This window comes from Pantoea sp. 1.19 (assembly GCF_001922585.1).
Classification (GTDB): domain Bacteria; phylum Pseudomonadota; class Gammaproteobacteria; order Enterobacterales; family Enterobacteriaceae; genus 1-19.
On record NZ_MRBS01000004.1, the window covers coordinates 209,973 to 227,774 of the forward strand.

General features: G+C 59.8%; 16 protein-coding genes and 1 riboswitch. Of the genes, 2 read left to right on the forward strand and 14 right to left on the reverse strand.

Annotated elements, in window-relative coordinates:
- Position 1 precedes the first annotated feature (1 nt).
- The 13 genes from BS626_RS10150 to speA all read right to left on the reverse strand — a co-directional run bounded on the left by BS626_RS10150 (position 2) and on the right by speA (position 12,250).
- Complete coding sequence (locus tag BS626_RS10150) at positions 2 to 796, reverse strand: SDR family oxidoreductase (protein ID WP_075182277.1); 795 nt, start codon at positions 794 to 796, stop codon at positions 2 to 4.
- Entirely contained in the window at positions 780 to 1,562 is a 783-nt protein-coding gene (locus BS626_RS10155; protein ID WP_075182278.1) for an alpha/beta fold hydrolase, read from the reverse strand. Before BS626_RS10155 ends, BS626_RS10150 begins: the two co-directional genes overlap by 17 nt.
- Before the next feature lie 9 nt (positions 1,563 to 1,571).
- Positions 1,572 to 2,093 (reverse strand): cupin domain-containing protein, encoded by a 522-nt coding sequence (locus BS626_RS10160; RefSeq protein WP_075182279.1) that lies wholly within the window; start codon positions 2,091 to 2,093, stop codon positions 1,572 to 1,574.
- A gap of 11 nt (positions 2,094 to 2,104) precedes the next feature.
- Entirely contained in the window at positions 2,105 to 3,364 is a 1,260-nt protein-coding gene (locus BS626_RS10165) for an MFS transporter (protein WP_075182280.1), read from the reverse strand.
- Positions 3,365 to 3,390: 26 nt separating this feature from the next.
- A complete protein-coding gene (locus BS626_RS10170) occupies positions 3,391 to 4,590 on the reverse strand; it encodes an NAD(P)/FAD-dependent oxidoreductase (RefSeq protein ID WP_075182281.1) in 1,200 nt (399 codons plus the stop codon).
- Positions 4,590 to 5,516, reverse strand: coding sequence for a VOC family protein (locus tag BS626_RS10175; RefSeq protein WP_075182282.1), 927 nt, complete (start codon positions 5,514 to 5,516; stop codon positions 4,590 to 4,592). Before BS626_RS10175 ends, BS626_RS10170 begins: the two co-directional genes overlap by 1 nt.
- Positions 5,517 to 5,537: 21 nt before the next feature.
- On the reverse strand, positions 5,538 to 6,326 hold the full coding sequence (locus tag BS626_RS10180) for an IclR family transcriptional regulator (protein WP_075182283.1): 789 nt from the start codon (positions 6,324 to 6,326) through the stop codon (positions 5,538 to 5,540).
- A 14-nt stretch (positions 6,327 to 6,340) separates the two neighbouring features.
- A complete protein-coding gene (locus BS626_RS10185) occupies positions 6,341 to 7,090 on the reverse strand; it encodes an SDR family oxidoreductase (RefSeq protein ID WP_075182284.1) in 750 nt (249 codons plus the stop codon).
- Entirely contained in the window at positions 7,087 to 8,121 is a 1,035-nt protein-coding gene (locus tag BS626_RS10190; RefSeq protein WP_075182285.1) for an aromatic ring-hydroxylating dioxygenase subunit alpha, read from the reverse strand. The genes BS626_RS10185 and BS626_RS10190 overlap by 4 nt, the downstream gene beginning before the upstream one ends.
- Before the next feature lie 14 nt (positions 8,122 to 8,135).
- Positions 8,136 to 8,444, reverse strand: coding sequence for a recombinase-like helix-turn-helix domain-containing protein (locus tag BS626_RS10195; RefSeq protein WP_075182286.1), 309 nt, complete (start codon positions 8,442 to 8,444; stop codon positions 8,136 to 8,138).
- Positions 8,441 to 8,764 carry a non-heme iron oxygenase ferredoxin subunit gene (locus BS626_RS10200; RefSeq protein ID WP_075182392.1) on the reverse strand — a complete coding sequence of 108 codons (324 nt, stop codon included), beginning with the start codon at positions 8,762 to 8,764 and terminating at the stop codon, positions 8,441 to 8,443. The genes BS626_RS10195 and BS626_RS10200 overlap by 4 nt, the downstream gene beginning before the upstream one ends.
- Positions 8,765 to 9,228: 464 nt before the next feature.
- Complete coding sequence (gene speB / locus BS626_RS10205) at positions 9,229 to 10,149, reverse strand: agmatinase (protein WP_075182287.1); 921 nt, start codon at positions 10,147 to 10,149, stop codon at positions 9,229 to 9,231.
- Positions 10,150 to 10,273: 124 nt separating this feature from the next.
- Positions 10,274 to 12,250, reverse strand: coding sequence for a biosynthetic arginine decarboxylase (gene speA, locus BS626_RS10210; RefSeq protein WP_075182288.1), 1,977 nt, complete (start codon positions 12,248 to 12,250; stop codon positions 10,274 to 10,276).
- A gap of 766 nt (positions 12,251 to 13,016) precedes the next feature.
- Here speA and metK point away from each other — a divergent pair.
- A complete protein-coding gene (metK, locus tag BS626_RS10215) occupies positions 13,017 to 14,171 on the forward strand; it encodes a methionine adenosyltransferase (RefSeq protein ID WP_075182289.1) in 1,155 nt (384 codons plus the stop codon).
- Between the two features lie 66 nt (positions 14,172 to 14,237).
- On the opposite strand, the gene BS626_RS10220 is transcribed toward metK, so the two are convergent.
- Positions 14,238 to 15,455, reverse strand: coding sequence for an MFS transporter (locus BS626_RS10220; RefSeq protein ID WP_075182290.1), 1,218 nt, complete (start codon positions 15,453 to 15,455; stop codon positions 14,238 to 14,240).
- 259 nt (positions 15,456 to 15,714) lie between these two features.
- On the opposite strand from BS626_RS10220, the gene sgrR reads away from it, so the two are divergent.
- Complete coding sequence (gene sgrR / locus BS626_RS10225) at positions 15,715 to 17,424, forward strand: HTH-type transcriptional regulator SgrR (protein WP_075182291.1); 1,710 nt, start codon at positions 15,715 to 15,717, stop codon at positions 17,422 to 17,424.
- A gap of 244 nt (positions 17,425 to 17,668) precedes the next feature.
- Positions 17,669 to 17,768, forward strand: a riboswitch (TPP riboswitch).
- Positions 17,769 to 17,802: the final 34 nt, after the last annotated feature.

The window sequence follows — 17,802 nt, forward strand, 5'->3', positions numbered from 1 at the left end:
CTCAGCATTGTCGGGCGAAACCGCCCGATACATCGAGCGCCGCACCGGTCGTAAAGGAAGCCAGCGGCGACGCGAGAAAGAGCAGTGCCTGCGCGGCTTCTTGTGGATGCCCCATTCGCCGCATTGGAATGCCGCGCCGGGCGGCCAGATGCTGACTCCAGGCCTCCCAGTCCTGTTCGCGATCGCGGCGTTCGGCGTAGCGTCGACGCCACTGCCCGGACTCGACCATACCGAGCAGGATGGAGTTGACGCGAATGCCTTTGTCAATCATCTCCTTCGACAACGTGAGGGTCATATTCAGCAGCGCGGCGCGGGCTGCCGAGGTGGCTATCATGTGCGCTTCCGGTTGCTTCGCCAGCAGCGAATTGACACAGGTGATGGAGGCTATCGGTGAGCGCATCAGCTGATTTTCAAATGCCTGCACCGGATTAATCACACCAAACAGCTTCAGTTCAGCCTCATGCAGCCAGGCCTCACGCGGCGTCGCGGCAAAATCAGCGACGTAGCCTTGTCCGGCGTTATTAATCAGCATATCAACGCCCCCCAGCTCCGCCTCCACCACGGCGGCAAACGCTTTGACCTGGTCGGGTATCAACACATCGCACGGCTGCGCCAGCATGACGGCCCCGGGGAACGCCTGCCGTAGCGTTTCGCTGGCGCCAGCCAGTCGACCGGCATCGCGCCCGCAGAAAGCCACTTTCGCGCCTTCCGCCAGCAGCAGGCGCAGCGTTTCAAAACCGATACCGGATGAGCCACCGGTAACGACCGCCACGCGATCTTTAATCTTGAGATCCATTTTCTCTCCCCTGATGTAGCGTCAGCAGACGCTGATTGAAGTCGGCCGGCCGATCGAGATAGCAGGCATGGCCGGCATGCGGCAGCCGGTGAAAATTCCGTCCCCAGCGCTGTGCCAGCCGCTGGCACTGTGCGGGCGGGGTGATGGTATCCATGGCGCCACACCACACGGCTCCCGGCTGAGGGCAGGCGGATAACCAGCGGTGGATATCCTCATTTATCAGTAACGCCGTCGCATCGCGATAACCCTCATCACGCAGGGCCAGCATGCTGGCTGTTACGGTCGCGATATCCTCAACGCTGGCGCCGGGACGGAGCAGATGCGCCGCACGCAGCTCGGCCATGCGCGGAAAGCCCGCGGCGCGCTGCGCTGTGCGCTGCTGCCTGACCTGCTCCCGGCGCCCGGCGGATTGCCCCCCATAGCCCTGAGCGGGATCGACCAACAGCAACCGGCTGACGCGCGCGGGATAACGCGCGGCAAAACAGCTGGCGACAATCGCCCCCAGTGAATGGCCGACCAGCGTGGCACCGGCTAACCCGGCGCGGTCAAACAGCGTTAACAGCGCCGCCGCCCAGCTCTCTGCCTGGCTGGCATCTCCGTCAAGCGCGCTGCTCTCTCCGTATCCGGGGGCATCCCAGGCCAGCAGGCGAAAGCGCTGTTGCAGCAAGGCGGAGTTCAGCTGTTTATGCCAGGAGCGGCTTCCGGAACTGATGCCATGCAGTAAAACAACGGGCTCGCCGCTACCTGCTTCTCGCCAGTACACCATGCTCTCCCCTTAACGACGCTTAACGTTGGATAGCGGGTGATCCGCCGGATAGGTCGGAATATTGGGTTTTTTATTCCCCAGCATGACGCACATCAGCGCCTCTTCTTCGCCATGATTAAACAAGCCGCGATAGATACCGGCAGGCACCGAAATCAAATCACGCTCGCGCAGGACGGTTTCAAAGGTGTTATCCCCATCACGGATGCTCAGGGTGATGCTGCCTTTCAGCATAAAGAAGACCTCTTCGACGTCATCGTGCAGGTGCAGTGGTCCTTCGCACTTTGCCGGCAGCACCATGGTAGAGAACGTGAAATGTTCAGCGGGGACGGTGTTAGCATCGCTGCTCACGCCGGTGGCGCCGGTACCGATATAGCGCATCTGGGCCCGGCGGTATTTCGGATCGAAATCTGCCTGAAACTTCAGCGCGTTCCAGTCATATTTACGCCCTTCAAAACGCGCAATTCGCGATTCAATCCACTCGGCCATCGACAGGTGTTGCGGCTTGTGCGCCAGGTTCGTCATCTCAGACATGGTGTATCTCCTCAGTAACGTTTCAGGATCGGCAGCAGCAGCAGACAACCGAGCGTCGCCATGACCACCAGAAAAATCAGGCCGGTATTCATCTCACCGGTGAACGCGATCAGCGCGCCCATCACCAGCGGCGCCAGCGCCCCGGCGAAGTTGCCTACGCCGTTAAAGACTCCTCCAGCCGTGGCGCTAACCCGCGCGGGTGTCGCCTTTGCCAGCAGGGCAAATACGTTAGGGGCACCGGCCCCCCACAAAAATGCGCTGGCGCTGAAACAGAGCACCACCTGCCAGCTTGCCTGCAAATGGAGTACCGCCAGCAGGCCAAGCCCCGCACCGGCCATTGAGATAAAACACGTAAGCGCGCGGCGATCGCTGCGGTCGGCAAGCCAGGCCCCCAGCACCTCCCCCAGCAACATGCCGACAAACGGCATTGAGGCCAGCCAGCCGGCATGCCTGAGATCGATACCCTTCCCTTCAATCAGATAGCTGGGCAGCCAGCCGTTGATGCCCCACAGATAAGTCAGAAAGGCGATGTTAAACAGGCAAATCAGCCAGAAATGGCGATTGCGCCACAGCGCGCGCCGCGCCGCACCGCGGCTCGGATAGTTCTGGGTAGCCGAAGGCCCGATCGGCAAACGATGGCGAAGATGACGAAAGCTGATCTGAACCAGCAGCAGCAGGGGCAGCGTCAGTAGCGCCATGAAGAAAAAGGTAAACTGCCAGCCAAACCGGGAGAGGATAAACAGCGACAGCGGAAACCCCAGTGCGGCCCCCAATGGCGTCCCTAACAGCCACAACATGGTGGCGCGCGCCTGGAGGTGTTGCGGGAAATGCTGGCGTACGATGGTAAACGCCAGCGGAAACAGCGGTCCTTCGGCAATTCCCAGCAGCACCCGCAGCGCGAGCATCACACCGTAATCGCGAGTTAACCCCATGAGGGTCATTAAGACACACCAGCTCAGCATCATGCCCAGTAACAGCCGCGGGGGCTGAATGCGATCGCCCAGCGCGCTGAGAAAAATGGATGAAAAACCGTAGCTCAGCAGAAAAGCGCTCATCAGCAGCCCCAGGCGGGTCGTATCAAAGTGCATGCCCATTGACTGCTGAAAATGGCTATCGGAAAACAGCGCCGCAATACTGATTTTATCAAAGAAGGCCAGCAGCACGCAGGCTAGTAAAATCAATGGGATATGCCATTTAACCGGGTTTGCAGCGGTGCAGAATCCCGCACTGCCCGCCGGTGAGGCAGCAGCGTTATGATCGAGGCTACTCATGGGTGTTCCCTCTCGGGTCGCGTGGTTTAGCGCAACGTCATCAGTGAAAAGTCAGGATCAGCGAGCTGTGCCGCATCCAGCGGCCTGCCAGACTGCATCCAGCGTTTCGCCAGTTTGATGGTCCGGGGATCGTTAAACGCCACCAGCTGCGCCAGACGCTGTCGATCGTCCAGGGTAAACCACAGCTGTTTGTCCCCCTCACAGCGCGACACCTGAAGCCCGCCGGCCGGTGGCGTACCGAGGATCTGGATATGGTGCTGATATTGATCCGACCACAGCCAGGGAAGATCCTGATAATCCGCCGCCTGGTCATCCAGCATGGCGCAGGCCGTTGCGATAGCCTGATTCTGCGCAAAGGCCCAGGATTGCAGGCTGAGACCCGTCTGCGGATGCAGCGCCACGTCGCCTGCGGCATAGATATCGGGATCGCTGGTTTGTCCCTTACCATTGACCACGATCCCCTGCCGCACGGTCAGCCCGGCCTCCCGCGCCAGCGCCGTATTAAGGTCAACGCCAATGCCAACAATCAGGTGATCAAATGTCTGCACGCTGCCGTTATTACAGCGGATATCGACGCGATCCTGCGCCTTACCCAGCACTATCTCCCCGCAGCCAAGCTGAATATCCACCCCGCGATCGCGATGCAGCTGTGCCAGCACCGCTGATACGCCGGCAGAGACGCTGCGCTGGCAAAGCGCCTGCTGCCGTTCAAATACGCTCACCGCAATGCCTTTACTGCGCGCCGAAGCGGCAATTTCGAGGCCAATCCAGCCGCCGCCAACGATGGCCAGCCGGCGGCAGCCGCTAAAAGCATCGCGCAGGGTTAGCGCATCCTGCCAGCTGCGCAGCGTATGTACGCGCGGGTGCGCCTGCCATTCGGCAGAGGGCCAACGCGGACGGCTGCCGGTGGCGATCAGCAATTTGTCGTATGTCAGCACTTCCCCGCTGCTTAGCCTGACCTGTTTGGTGGCGGGCAAGATTGACTCAGCCCGCTGCGGGCGATACCAGCAGACATTGAGTGTCTGCTGCGTCGCTTCGCTAAACAATCGGCTTAGCGCCACGTCCGGTGAGGTCAGCACGCTTTTGGACAGGGGGGGCCGCTCATAAAAATCATGGGGTTCTTCGGCAATCACGCTGATCCGGCCAGCATAACCGCGATCGCGCAGCGTTTTAGTCGCCCAGCCGCCCGCCTGCCCTCCTCCGATAATGACAATACCCGCTTGCATCAGGCCTCCTCCTTCCGTTGGCGACGCGTGTCATAGTCAATACCGCCCTCAACGGCCCATTCAGTAAATGAGGTGAGCGAATGCGCCAGCTCGCGCGGCTGCCAGTTTTCTGTCAGGTAATCTTCGTTGGTGTAGTACTCAAATGCTCCGCCGGTCGGGCTGTTAACATACCAAAAATAGGCTGAAGAAATGGGATGGCGTCCCGGCCCGATAAAGGTGCTCCAGCGGGCGCGGTTCATGGCAATGCCGCCGCCTATCACTTCATGAATGTCGCGCACGGTAAAGGCAACGTGATTCAGCCCGGGCTTTTTTTGCGGCAGCTGCAGCAGAAACAAATTATGGTGGCCACCACGCTTACCGGCCCGCAAAAAAACCGCTCGATCCACGTAGCGATCGGACACTTCAAATCCCATCACGTCACGATAGAAACGCTCAGTGGCGGCCAGCGCTTCGACAAAAAACACCACGTGCCCGATATTGATGGGGCTGGCGCGCTCGTACACCGGACTGGGGGTATCGACGCGCTGCATATCCCCCCACTGGTTAATCGGCGTAACCTGCAGATCGCGGGGCGCCTGCTGCTGCGTCACCCGCACGCGCAGCGTCATCCCATTGGGATCGCGACATGACGCCCCGTCGGCATCCTCAGCAAAACCAGGCTGGCTGCGCATACGCGCGATGACGGCACGCAGTGCGGCCGTGTCCGCCACGCCCCAGGTCATCCGCCGCAGAGTCGAACCGGGCTCAAAGGCCGCAGGCAGGGCCGGGCTATCCAGCGGATAGAGCGCCACCTGCGCGCCGCTGAGCGTCGTAAACTGATGATCCTCTCCAGCCAAAGGACGCAGTCCAAAATCGGTCATAAACCGGGTGCAGCGATCCAACGCCGCCACGCCAAATTCCAGTCGTTCAATGCCGATGATACTCATCTTCTTTCTCCGGGTTACTGGTCAACCCGCACGCGCGGAGTGGCCTAAAAATCCTGAAATTTTTTCTGCCGCCTCTGCCACCAGCAGCTGCAACGGGGATCGCTCGCGGACGGGAATGTGCTCCTGCGGAACCATGATGCTCACGACCGCGATCACCTTGCCGCGACGCTCGACGATGGGATACACGATGGAGGAGATCCCGTGACGATAGAAAGACTCGCCAATTACGTAGCCACGAGCGCGATCCTGCTGCACCATCTGCCACAGCGACTCGCGATCGGTCACCGGTCCGGGGGAGTGGCCCGGCAAACGGGCTTCCGGATAGACCTGCTCAAACTCGCCGCGGCAAAGGCCGCTCAGCAGCATGCGGCCCAGTGAAGTACAGTGCAGTGGCAGTCGGGTACCAATACTGACCTGATTGATCTGCGATCCGGCGGCGCTGACCCGGGCCACATAAATCAGATCCTGCCCATCGCGAATCGCCAGATGGCTACTGCAGTGGCTGCGGTCGCGTAGCTGCTCGATCACCGGTTGCCCTACCTGCGCCACATCCAGCGAAGCCATGTATTCAAAACCGAGGCGTAGCACCTTCATGCCCAGGGAAAACGTATTGGTCCGCGGATTCCGCTGCAAAAAACCGAGATACTCGAGCGTCTGGACGACCCGGTATGCCGTAGCTTTAGGAATATCCACCAGCCGATGCAACTCAGAAAACGTCATTTCACGCTGCTGCTCGCCCAGCAGCAGCAGCATCTGTAGCCCACGCTCCAACCCGGGGATCCTGTAGCGGCAGCCTGATTGTTCTGACATCACGCCTCCAACACTCAGTGGAAAACGAAGCCACCATTAACCGGTAGCAGCTGGCCAGTCACCATATCGGCCATCGACGACAGCAGCCAGAGCACGCTGCCACTCACATCTTGTGGATGCTGCGCCCCCTGCAGCGCCCGTCCCTGTTCATACAGCTGATGACGCGCCGCAGGCACCGATGCCGTGGCTTCCACCCGGGTGAGTCCCGGGGCGATAGCGTTGACGCAGATACCTCGCTCGCCGAGCTCGCGGGCCATCGCGCGGGTCATCGCGATGACCGCTCCTTTACTGGCAACGTAAGCCATCAGGTTCGGTGCCCCCCACAGCGCCGTATCGGAGGCGACATTAACGATTTTTCCCCCCGGCGGTAGCAGCGGAACGGCAGCCCGGGACACCAGCCAGGTACCGCGAACGTTAACCTGCATCACGCGATCCCACAGCGCAACGTCGTGCTCCAGCATGTTTTTCCCTCCGACCCCGGTGGCCAGCGCTGCGTTGTTGACCAGGCCATCCACCGCACCGCCTTCGGCAATCGCGGCGAACGCCGCGTCAATGGAGGCTTCGCTGGCAAGATCGAACACCCTGGTCTCGACGATCGCTCCGGTCCGCCGCAACGTTTCGGCCTGCTGCCGCAGCGGCGTTTCAAGCATGTCACACATCACCACCTGCGCCCCGGCAGCCGCAATATCACGCGTAAACTGCAGTCCCAACCCTCGTGCTGCCCCGGTAACCACAATGCGCTTGCCCACCAGCAGCGATGTCATGGCGTCAGGCTCTGCGCAGTGTTGCACGCGGTCAGGCGATCTATCTGCGCCCGGGCCATTTTTTGCATCACGCGCCGCAGGCGCGACAGCCCAACATCGTGCTGATAGAGGAACTCATGCTGACGGGCATTGGGTGCCAGCGATTCCAGCACGATGCGATCCTGTTCCAGTACGTCCCAGTGCAGTTTTTCCAGCCGATGACGGTACATAAAGCGCCACATATCCCGCTGCCAACCGCTGACCCGACGTATCCGCCAAAAGAAGACCCGGCAGTGATTTTCATCCTCCGGTACTACCATGCCCACGATCCAAAAGTGGCCACCGGGTCCAAAACGCCGTTTGTACGGAATAGAGAGCCGCATCCACTGCGCACCGGTATCACCAAACTCGACCCAGTCAAAATTGACGCCTTGCTGTCCATCTTTCTGGAAAATGAAACCGTCGTCGGTAGGATGCAGTGACATATCCGCCTGGCGATCGCCTTCTGCCATGGAGTGCGACGAGGAGTGGAGGTAAGTACCGTGCATAGGATCCATCACGTTTTCCAGTGCATACTGATAATTGCACTGCCAGGCGGCGGTACAGAGAAATTGGCTGTATTGCGTCTCGTCCTCCAACTCCTGCGGAAAACGGAGCTCGCCCGGAGGATCGTCAGGCTGGACGCCAAACCAGAGGAAAATCGCTCCCTGCGTCTCTTTTACGGGATAGTGGCGGACACATTTCTGCCCGACCAGCGGACAGTTGTCGACGGCCGGAACCTCTTCCACCTGACCCGCGCCGTTCACCGCCACGCCGTGATACCAGCAGGCGATACGCTCGCCGAGATTCCACCCCATCGACAGCCTTGCACCGCGATGTGGACAACGATCCTCCAGCGCATGCACGTGGCCTTTGTCATCGCGCCACAGCACGATTTGCTGTGAAAGGCGGGTGATCCCCACCGGCGCGGAATGCACTTCCCAGCTGGCAAGCACCGGATACCACAAGTCTCGCAATCCCGTGTCGAGATAAGCCTGAACGCTGTCTGTCATGATCACATTCTCCCTTAGTGGCCATTAACCTGCAGAAAGGCCTGAAAACTGGCGGTGGTCCATGGAAGACCGCGGCTATCGAAGCTGCGCTGCTGGTTCAGCGCCTCAACCAGCGTGGGCAATTCATCGATGCCCTGCTCAAACAGGATTTCCAGCGATGCAATCAGCGACGTTTCCCAGGCCGTAGGCAATCGACTGCGACTTTGCCAGATGATATTTGGATATTGTCCCGGCTGATGAATCGAACCGTTTCCTCCCTCGCGGGGCGGTTGAAACTGCCAGCTCTCGGGTAAACAGGGATTGAGGTCATCAATGATATTCACGATCCGTTCTCCTTGATCAGCGTAATTTCTATCTGGTTATCCCGAATCCGCAGCGGATAACGTGTCAAATCACGTCCGCCGGGACCGTGTAAACAGCGTCCCGAACGCAGATCGAATATCGCCTCATGCAGGGGACACTCTACCTTGCCATCTTCAACAAACCCCTGACTTAATAAGGCGTAAGCATGCGGACAAATATCTTCCAGCGCGTAATACTCCTCCTGCAGTCGGTATATGCCGATTTTTTTACCTTCCACAGTGGCAGCGTATGGAACATCTTCTTTTACCTGAGAAATGTCACACACCTTGCTCCAGCTCATTTTCGCCTCCGGCGTAATGGTCCCCATACGCGGCAATAAATCACAACGCGCATTACCGGCAACGGGGAAAGTTTCATATTTAAAACTATGTTTCTTATCTGGTTTTTCTAATATAAGAGCATCAAAAAAACCGTCAAGCGACTTTTTTAACCGCAGCGTCATAAATGGCGAAGAGATTAATTAATTGTGCAAAGGATCACGAAAAAATGAAATAAAGGACATTAAAAAAGGTGGAGTTTGAGATGGCGAGAATATTTAAACCGGTAAACGGGGGAGCGCTCTGTTATTTTTAACCGCATCAGGCGCAACGACAACCAAAAAATGCATTAAATAAAATATTGTTTAGAATGTTTTACTAATGAAAGTTTGCGCCATTAATTAAATAATTTCCGCAATAAATAGTCGCGTATTTCACGCCGCACGACGGGGAAAAAGCGGAGAGCGATTCGCTCTCCGCTTTATCATCAGCCTTTGTTAACGGCCTGCACGTGCAGCATGTCCAGCGCCAGCGTGGCCGCCGCCAGCGCGGTCAGATCCGACTGGTCGTACCCCGGCGCCACTTCCACCAGATCCATGCCGACAATGTTCAGCCCCTGCAGACCGCGCACCAGCTTCAGCGCTTTGTCGCTGGTCAGCCCGCCGCACACCGGCGTACCGGTACCCGGCGCGTGCGCCGGATCGAGGCAGTCGATATCAAAGGTCAGATAGACCGGCAGATCGCCAACGGTCTGCTTCACCTGCGCCAGAATATCGTCGACGCTGCGATCGTTGACCTGCCCCGCATCCAGCACCTGATAGCCAAGGCTCGGATCAAATTCGGTGCGGATACCGATCTGCACTGAATGCTGCGGATCAATTAGCCCCTCCTGCGGCGCATGGTGGAACATGGTGCCGTGGTCGAAGGTCGCGCCGTTGGAGTAGGTGTCGGTATGGGCATCAAAGTGCACCAGCGCCATTTTGCCAAAATGTTTGGCGTGGGCGCGCAGCAGCGGCAGCGTGATGTAATGGTCGCCGCCAAAAGTCAGCATCCGTTTGCCGCTGGCCAGCAGCTTTTCCGCGTGCGCCTGCAGCCGGTCGGTCAGATCCTGTGAATCACCAAAGGCGTACACCAGATCGCCACCGTCCACTACCTTCAGGCGCTCGCGCAGGTCAAACGACCACGGATAGCGGCAGCCTTCCCACGCCAGGTGGGTGGAGACTTGTCGGATGGCGCCCGGACCGAGGCGGCTGCCGGGACGGCCAGAAGTGGCGGCGTCAAACGGCACGCCAGTGATCACCCACTCGGCGTCGCTCTCCCACGGAGTAAAGTGCAGCGGAAAACGCAGAAAGCCAAAAGCGTTAGAGACCAGAGAGTTGTCGTACTCATGGTTCAAAGTGTTATACATAAAATGTCCTCATTGCACTGCGGCATTGGAATACGCAGTGTTCGTCACGCCAAAAAAAATCCCTCCCCCGTCAGCCCGACGGGAAAGGGAGTCGATTGACTTACCGTTGCCGGCCGGTCACGGCTTACTCATCTTCGAGGTAGGTGTAGCCGTACAGCCCGGTTTCAAACTCATGCAGGAACTGCGCGCGCAGATCGTCGTCGAGATCGGTTTGCTTGACCTGATTGCGGAACAGCGTGAGCAGCTGCTGCGGATCCAACTGCACGTACTCCAGCATATCGGCCACGGTATCCCCCTCATCCGACAGCTGGACTTCCACGCTGCCGTCCGGGAAAGCAAACACGTCCACCGCTTCGGTATCGCCAAACAGGTTATGCATGTTGCCAAGGATCTCCTGATAGGCGCCGACCATAAAGAAGCCCAACATCGGCGGATTATCAACGTCGTACTGCGGCATCGGCAGGGTGGTGGCAATGCCGTCGCCATCGACGTAATGATCGATGGTTCCGTCAGAGTCACAGGTGATATCCAGCAGCACCGCGCGGCGTTCCGGTGGCTTATCCAGCCCTTCCAGCGGCAGCACCGGGAACAGCTGATCAATCCCCCACGCATCCGGCATCGACTGGAACAGCGAGAAGTTAACGTACAGCTTATCGGCCATGCGTTCCTGCAGCTCATCGATGATCGGCCGGTGAGCGCGGTTGCTCGGATCGAGGTGCTGCTGAATATAGTTGCAAATGCTCAGATAGAGCTGCTCGGCCCAGGCGCGCTGGCCGAGATCGTAAGTCCCGGCGGAATAGCCGGTATGGATATCAAACAGATCCATTTGACTGTCGTGCAGCCACTCGCGCAGCGAACGGCGGGTGTTGGGCTCGTGCATCTCCTGCCAGGTGTCCCACAGGCTTTGCAGCGGACGCGGTGCCGGCTCCTGCGGCGGATTTGGCACGCTAAATTCATTGCGTTCCACGCCGATAATGTTCGATACCAGCACCGTGTGGTGAGCGGTGACCGCCCGCCCCGATTCGGTTATCACCGTCGGATGCGGCAGGCCATGCTCTTCACAGGCATCGCCAATTGCCCAGATGACGTTATTAGCGTACTCATTCAGGCCGTAGTTCACCGAGCAATCGGACTGCGAGCGGGTGCCTTCATAATCCACCCCGAGGCCGCCGCCGACGTCGAAACACTGGATATTGACCCCCAGCTTCGCCAGCTCAACGTAAAAACGCGCCGACTCGCGAACGCCAGTAGCGATATCGCGGATGTTGGCCATCTGCGAGCCCAGGTGGAAGTGCAGCAGCTGCAGGCTGTCCAGCCGCCCGGCATTGCGCATAATGTCGACCAGCTGCAGCACCTGGGTGGCGGAAAGCCCAAACTTCGATTTTTCTCCGCCGCTGGACTGCCATTTACCGGAGCCCTGCGACGCCAAACGCGCACGGATACCCAGCCGCGGGACCACGTTCAGCCGTTCTGCCTCTTCCAGCACCAGCTTCACTTCGGTCATCTTTTCCAGTACCAGATAGACCTTGTGCCCGAGCTTCTCGCCGATCAGCGCCAGGCGAATGTATTCGCGATCTTTGTAGCCGTTACAGACAATCACCGTCCGCGTCATGCCGGCGTGGGCCAGCACCGCCATCAGTTCGGCCTTCGAGCCGGCCTCTAACCCCAGCGGCTCGCCGGAGTTAACCAGCGATTCAATCACCCGCTTATGCTGGTTAACCTTGATCGGATAAACGAGGAAGTAGTCGCCCTGATAGCCATAGGATTCGCGCGCGCGCTTGAACGCGGCGTTAATAGAGCGCAGGCGGTGCTGCAGGATCTGCGGAAAACAGAACAGCGCCGGCAGGCGCTGGCCGTCGGCCTCGCGCTCTTTAACCAGCTTCGCCAAATCGACGCGCACTTCCGGCATATCCGGGTCCGGGCACACGCTGATGTGGCCGAGTTCATTAACGTCGTAGTAGTTATTGCCCCACCAGGCGATATTGTAGGTACGCAGCATGCGGCTGGCGTCCTGGCTGTTAACGGCGACCTCTTGCATGGATCGCAACTCACCCTGTTCGCCGGCTAACGAACCCTTAATTGTCTTCATGTCGTCAGACATCACGAACCTCATCTTTCGCTATCGGTGCAACAGAGTTAACTACTATCGCAGTTCGCTGTTGCGGGAACAAGCCGCCCCGCAGGCGACGTCTCAGCATAAACGGCTGGCCACGTCGCTGGCGGGACGCACAATCACTCTTTAAGTGTAAAACACGCCGGACGGCTTCGCTCATCACGCATGCGCGCCAGCGCCGCAAGCAGCCGGCTCAGCCAGCGCGCGCGTCAGGATCGCGACCAATCCGAACCAGCGGGGTCAGCGTGACAGAAACAGTATCGGGGAAACAGCGAGAAGCACCGAAAGGGGCAGCGGCGCAGGTTGGCAAACACATCCTGATTCATTACGTTTATCACCTCCACACACAACGGCCGGTCGCGTGATTGATGGGGCTGAGGATGGCGCGTCGTGGCCGATTGCCCGACGTGAATCACTGTAGAAAAAGCAGCGGCGTTTTATACCTCCCGACGGGGCAAAATGCAAAATCAAAATCGCGAAAATCTGCCTCCTGTCAGGAATTATTGCCAGATGCGCGGATCCAATGATGCGCCAGCGAAAAAAAAGGGTGGCAATCCGCTGAATGACTAACCTAAAATGGCCGTCCAGATGTTAATCCATCTATACTGGTTAACTTCTAAGCGGCTTCGCTTAGAGGTGTCACATTGCAGTGCTGCTCACGGCTTTGCCTGAGGGGGCGTTCAGCGGCACGGTTGCCCTGTCCAACGCTTGCGCAGTTGTCCTTACACCCGAATCTATAAAGGTAAAGATTACCATGGCTAAACACCTGTTTACCTCCGAGTCCGTTTCAGAGGGACATCCTGATAAAATCGCCGATCAGATTTCTGATGCGGTACTGGATGCCATTCTTGCGCAGGATCCGAAGGCGCGCGTCGCCTGTGAGACCTACGTGAAAACCGGCATGGTGCTGGTTGGCGGTGAAATCACCACCAGCGCCTGGGTAGATATCGAAGAGATCACCCGTCAGACCGTGCGCGACATCGGCTATGTCCATTCTGATATGGGCTTTGACGCCAACTCCTGTGCCGTACTGAGCGCCATTGGCAAACAGTCACCGGATATTAACCAGGGCGTGGACCGCACCGATCCGCTCGAGCAGGGCGCGGGCGACCAGGGCCTGATGTTCGGCTATGCCACCAATGAAACGGACGTGCTGATGCCGGCGCCGGTGACCTACGCGCACCGTCTGGTGCAGCGCCAGTCCGAAGTGCGTAAAAATGGCACCCTGCCGTGGCTGCGGCCGGACGCAAAAAGCCAGATAACCTTCCAGTATGACAATGGCAATATCGTTGGCATCGACGCCGTGGTGCTCTCCACCCAGCACGCCGAAGAGATCGGACAGAAAGCGCTGCAGGAAGCCGTGATGGAAGAGATCATCAAGCCGGTGCTGCCAACCGAGTGGATCAACGCCAACACCAAGTACCACATCAACCCCACCGGTCGCTTTGTGATTGGCGGACCGATGGGCGACTGCGGCCTGACCGGACGTAAAATCATTGTCGATACCTACGGCGGCATGGCACGCCACGGCGGCGGTGCGTTCTCCGGTAAAGATCCGTCCAAGGTTGACCGCTCTGCCGCGTATGCCGCGCGCTACGTGGCAAAAAACATCGTGGCCGCTGGCCTGGCTGACCGCTGTGAAATTCAGGTTTCCTACGCCATCGGCGTAGCCGAGCCGACCTCAATCATGGTGGAAACCTTCGGCACCGAAAAAGTCGCTACCGAGCAGCTGACCCTGCTGGTGCGCGAATTCTTCGATCTGCGCCCCTACGGTCTGATCCAGATGCTGGACCTGCTGCACCCGATCTACAAAGAGACCGCCGCCTACGGTCACTTCGGTCGCGAGCACTTCCCGTGGGAAAAGACCGACAAAGCCGCCGCGCTGCGCGAGGCCGCCGGCCTGAAGTAAGCTGGCGCAGGCCGTCAATGCCGGGGCGACACTGTCGCCCCTTTTTTGCATCCTGTCTCAGCCGGTTTATCCACCGCGTGCCGCCGTCGAAGGCGGATCCGCACGCCGCGTCGATTCCCGTACCCGCAGCAGCAGCAGCAGCGCCGCCAGCGCCAGCAGCAGCGCCAGCCAGTACACCGCCGCGTGGCCAAAGGTTTCAGCCAGCCCTCCCTGCACCACGCCGGCAAGGATCATCCCGGTAGAAATACTGTTGGTAAACAGCGTCGTGGCGGCACCGGCCCGCCCCGGCATCAAATCCTGAAACCACAGCATTCCGATCCCGGCGATGATGCCGATAAACACCGCATTAAACAGCTGTAGCAGCAGCAGCGCCGTACGCCCCTGAAACAGCACCAGTCCAAGATAAAACAGTGCGCCGCAGCTCACGGCGAAGAGCGAGATGGCGCGCTTACCGCAGCGCTTCACCAGCCAGCCGGCCAGGATCATCACCGGGATTTCCAGCCCCGCCGCGGTGCCCATCAATGCGCCAGCCAGATCCTCCGGCAGCCCGAGAACGCTGGTGATATATAGCGGCATATCAATGATATACATGGTATTACACGTCCACATCAGCACCGATGCGAAAAACAGCATCCGCACGTCGCGATGACGCCAGACGCTGGCCTGCGCCACGATGACGCCCGGCGGCGGCAGGGTGCGCGGCACCGAGGGCAGCGCAAAGGCGATCAGCAGCAGGCAGAGCACAAACAGACCGGCGGCAACGAGGAACATCAGGGTAAAGCCATAACTCAGCGCCAGCGCAAAGGAGAGCGGCGGGCCAATCACCCACGCCAACGAGAGCTGCGCACGCATGATTGAACTGAACATCACCACCTCTCGCCCGCTGCTGTCGGCGTATTCGCGCGCCAGTGCAAACAGCTGCGGCATCGCCACGCTGGCCAGCGCCGACAGCAGCACGCCCAGCGTCACCAGCGTCAGGTAGTCGCGGCTCCAGGCAAACAGCAGCGCATTCGCCACCGCCATGGCGCAGCAAAACAACAGCAGCCGGCGGCGGTCGCCGCGGCTATCCGAGCGCTTCGCCACCAGCAGGCTGATGACGATGCCGGCCACGGCATTGACGGTATAAAACAGCCCAACCCAGAAGGGCCTTACCGCCACCTCGCGGGTTAAAAACAGACTCAGGGTTGGCGCCTGCAGGGCACCGGCGATGCCGGTCATAAACGCGACCAGCATAAAGGTGACAAATACGGGATTGAGGGTACAGCGGTGAAACCAGGCGATCATGAAGGCTCCCTGAGCGAGTCGGTACGGCCACATCCGGCCGCAGCGTGGCCTGTAAAGGTTATCGACTCCAATGAAAAAAGCCAGCGGCAGGCGCCGCTGGCGGGTAAAAGCACCCATACTCAGTATCGCTGACTAACGTGTCAGCCAGATGTCAGCGCGCCATTTCGTCGAAATGCCTCCCGCGCTTTCATCCACCGCCAGTATCGGCCTAAAATGAGGCAGGAAAAATGGTCCATTTTTCAACTGGAGTTCCTCATTTATGTCATCATCCCGACTGCAGCAGCAGTTTATCCGCCTGTGGCAGCACTGCGCGGGCCGCTCGCAGGAGACCACCCTCAGCGACCTGGCCGGAGCGCTCTGCTGCTCGCGCCGCCATATGCGCAACCTGCTCAATGCCATGCAGGCCGAAGGCTGGCTAACGTGGCAGCCGGCGGCCGGTCGTGGCCGCCGCTCCGCGCTGTGTTTTCTGCGCAACGGGCTGGCCCTGCAGCAGCAGCGCGCCGACGAGCTGCTGGAACAGGACAGCATCGATCAGCTGGTGCAGCTGGTCGGCGACAAAACCCGCGTGCGCCAGATGCTGCTCTCGCATCTTGGCCGCAGCTTTCGCGAGGGGCGGCACCGGCTGCGGGTGCTCTACTATCGCCCTCTGCTTAATCTGCTGCCCGGCTCGCCGCTGCGCCGCTCCGAAACCCATCTGGCGCGACAAATTTTCAGCAGCCTGACGCGGATAAATGAGGAAAACGGGGAACTGGAGCCGGATATCGCCCACCACTGGCAGGCGATCTCACCGACCCACTGGCGCTTCTATCTGCGGCCGGCGATCGGTTTTCACCACGGCCGCGAGCTGGAAATGGCCGACGTCATCGCCTCACTGGCGCGGCTGCGGACGCAGCCGCTGTTCTCCCATCTGCAGACCCTGACCTCGCCCGCCCCCTGGACGCTGGATATCCAGCTCAGCGCGCCGGATAGCTGGCTGCCGTGGCTGATGGGCAGCGTCAGCGCGATGATATTACCGCGCGAATGGCCGTCGCTGCCCGATTTCGCCCGCCAGCCGGTAGGAACCGGCCCCTATGCCGTACAGCGCAATCAGGCCTCACAGCTGAAAATCACCGCTTTTGACGACTACTTTGGCTATCGGGCGCTGATTGATGACGTCTCGATTTGGGTGCTGCCGGATCTGTCGGAAGAGCTGGTTTACGCCGGCGTGCGCCTGCAGGGACCGGCCGGGAGCCAGGCGGAGATCGCCGAAGAGAGCCGGTTAGAGGAGGGCGGCTACTTCCTGCTGTTCGATCAGCGCTCGCCGCACGGCGGCAATCCCGCCGTGCGGCGCTGGATCAGCCATCTCTGTAACCCAATCGCCCTGCTGAATCTGGCGGATCCCGGCTTTCAGCGTTACTGGTTTCCCGCCTGGGGGCTGCTGCCGCGCTGGCACCACCGGCGCGACGTGACGCCGGTCCCCCAACCCGCCGGTCTGACTGAGCTGACCCTTACCTGGTATGGCGATCATATCGAGCATCGCGGCATTGCCAACGTGCTGACCCCGCTGCTGGCAGCGCACGGCGTCACGCTGCGCACCCGGGAGGTGGATTATGCCTGCTGGCATAACGGCGAGGCCGAGAGTGATATCTGGCTGGGCAGCGCCAACTTCACGCTGCCGCTGGCGTTTTCGCTGTTTGCGCTGCTGTATGAGCTACCGCTGCTGCAGCACTGCGTGCCGATCGACTGGCAGGCGGATGCGGCGCGCTGGCGCGAGGGGCGCCTGCCGATAGCCGAATGGTGTAAACAGCTGGTCGCCAGCGACAGCCTGCACCCGCTGTTCCACCACTGGCTACTGCTGGAAGGCGAGCGCAGCATGCGCGGCGTGCGCATGAATACGCTGGGCTGGTTTGATTTTAAATCAGCGTGGTTTGCCCCGCCGGAAGAGCAGGCGGCGCTGCCCGGCGACAAAAACGGAACGAGTATCCGCTAAGCGCCGGAGGCCGCCGCAGCGCGCGCGGTCCAGTCGGCGCTCATTTCACTTCGGAGGATGAACCCGCGGTGACGTCAGAAGAAGTGCGGCTTAGCCGTGGTGCGGGAGCCACACCGCCACCGCCGAAGACCGCGGCGAAGTGCAGGCCCATGCCGCCGGCGCCCGGATCATCGCTTGCCGCCCCGTTGCGCACTCTTGTCCGCGACTGCCTCTTTTTAAACGGCGACGAAGTCATTACAATCAGCCCACCTCAACGGGGTGCGCGCAGCGGGCTGCGCGCTGAGAAACACCCGTCGAACCTGATCCGGTTAATCCCGGCGTAGGGATTTGAGCCGCCCCTTTCCACTCAAATCCTTTGCGCAACCTGCTTACCTAAGG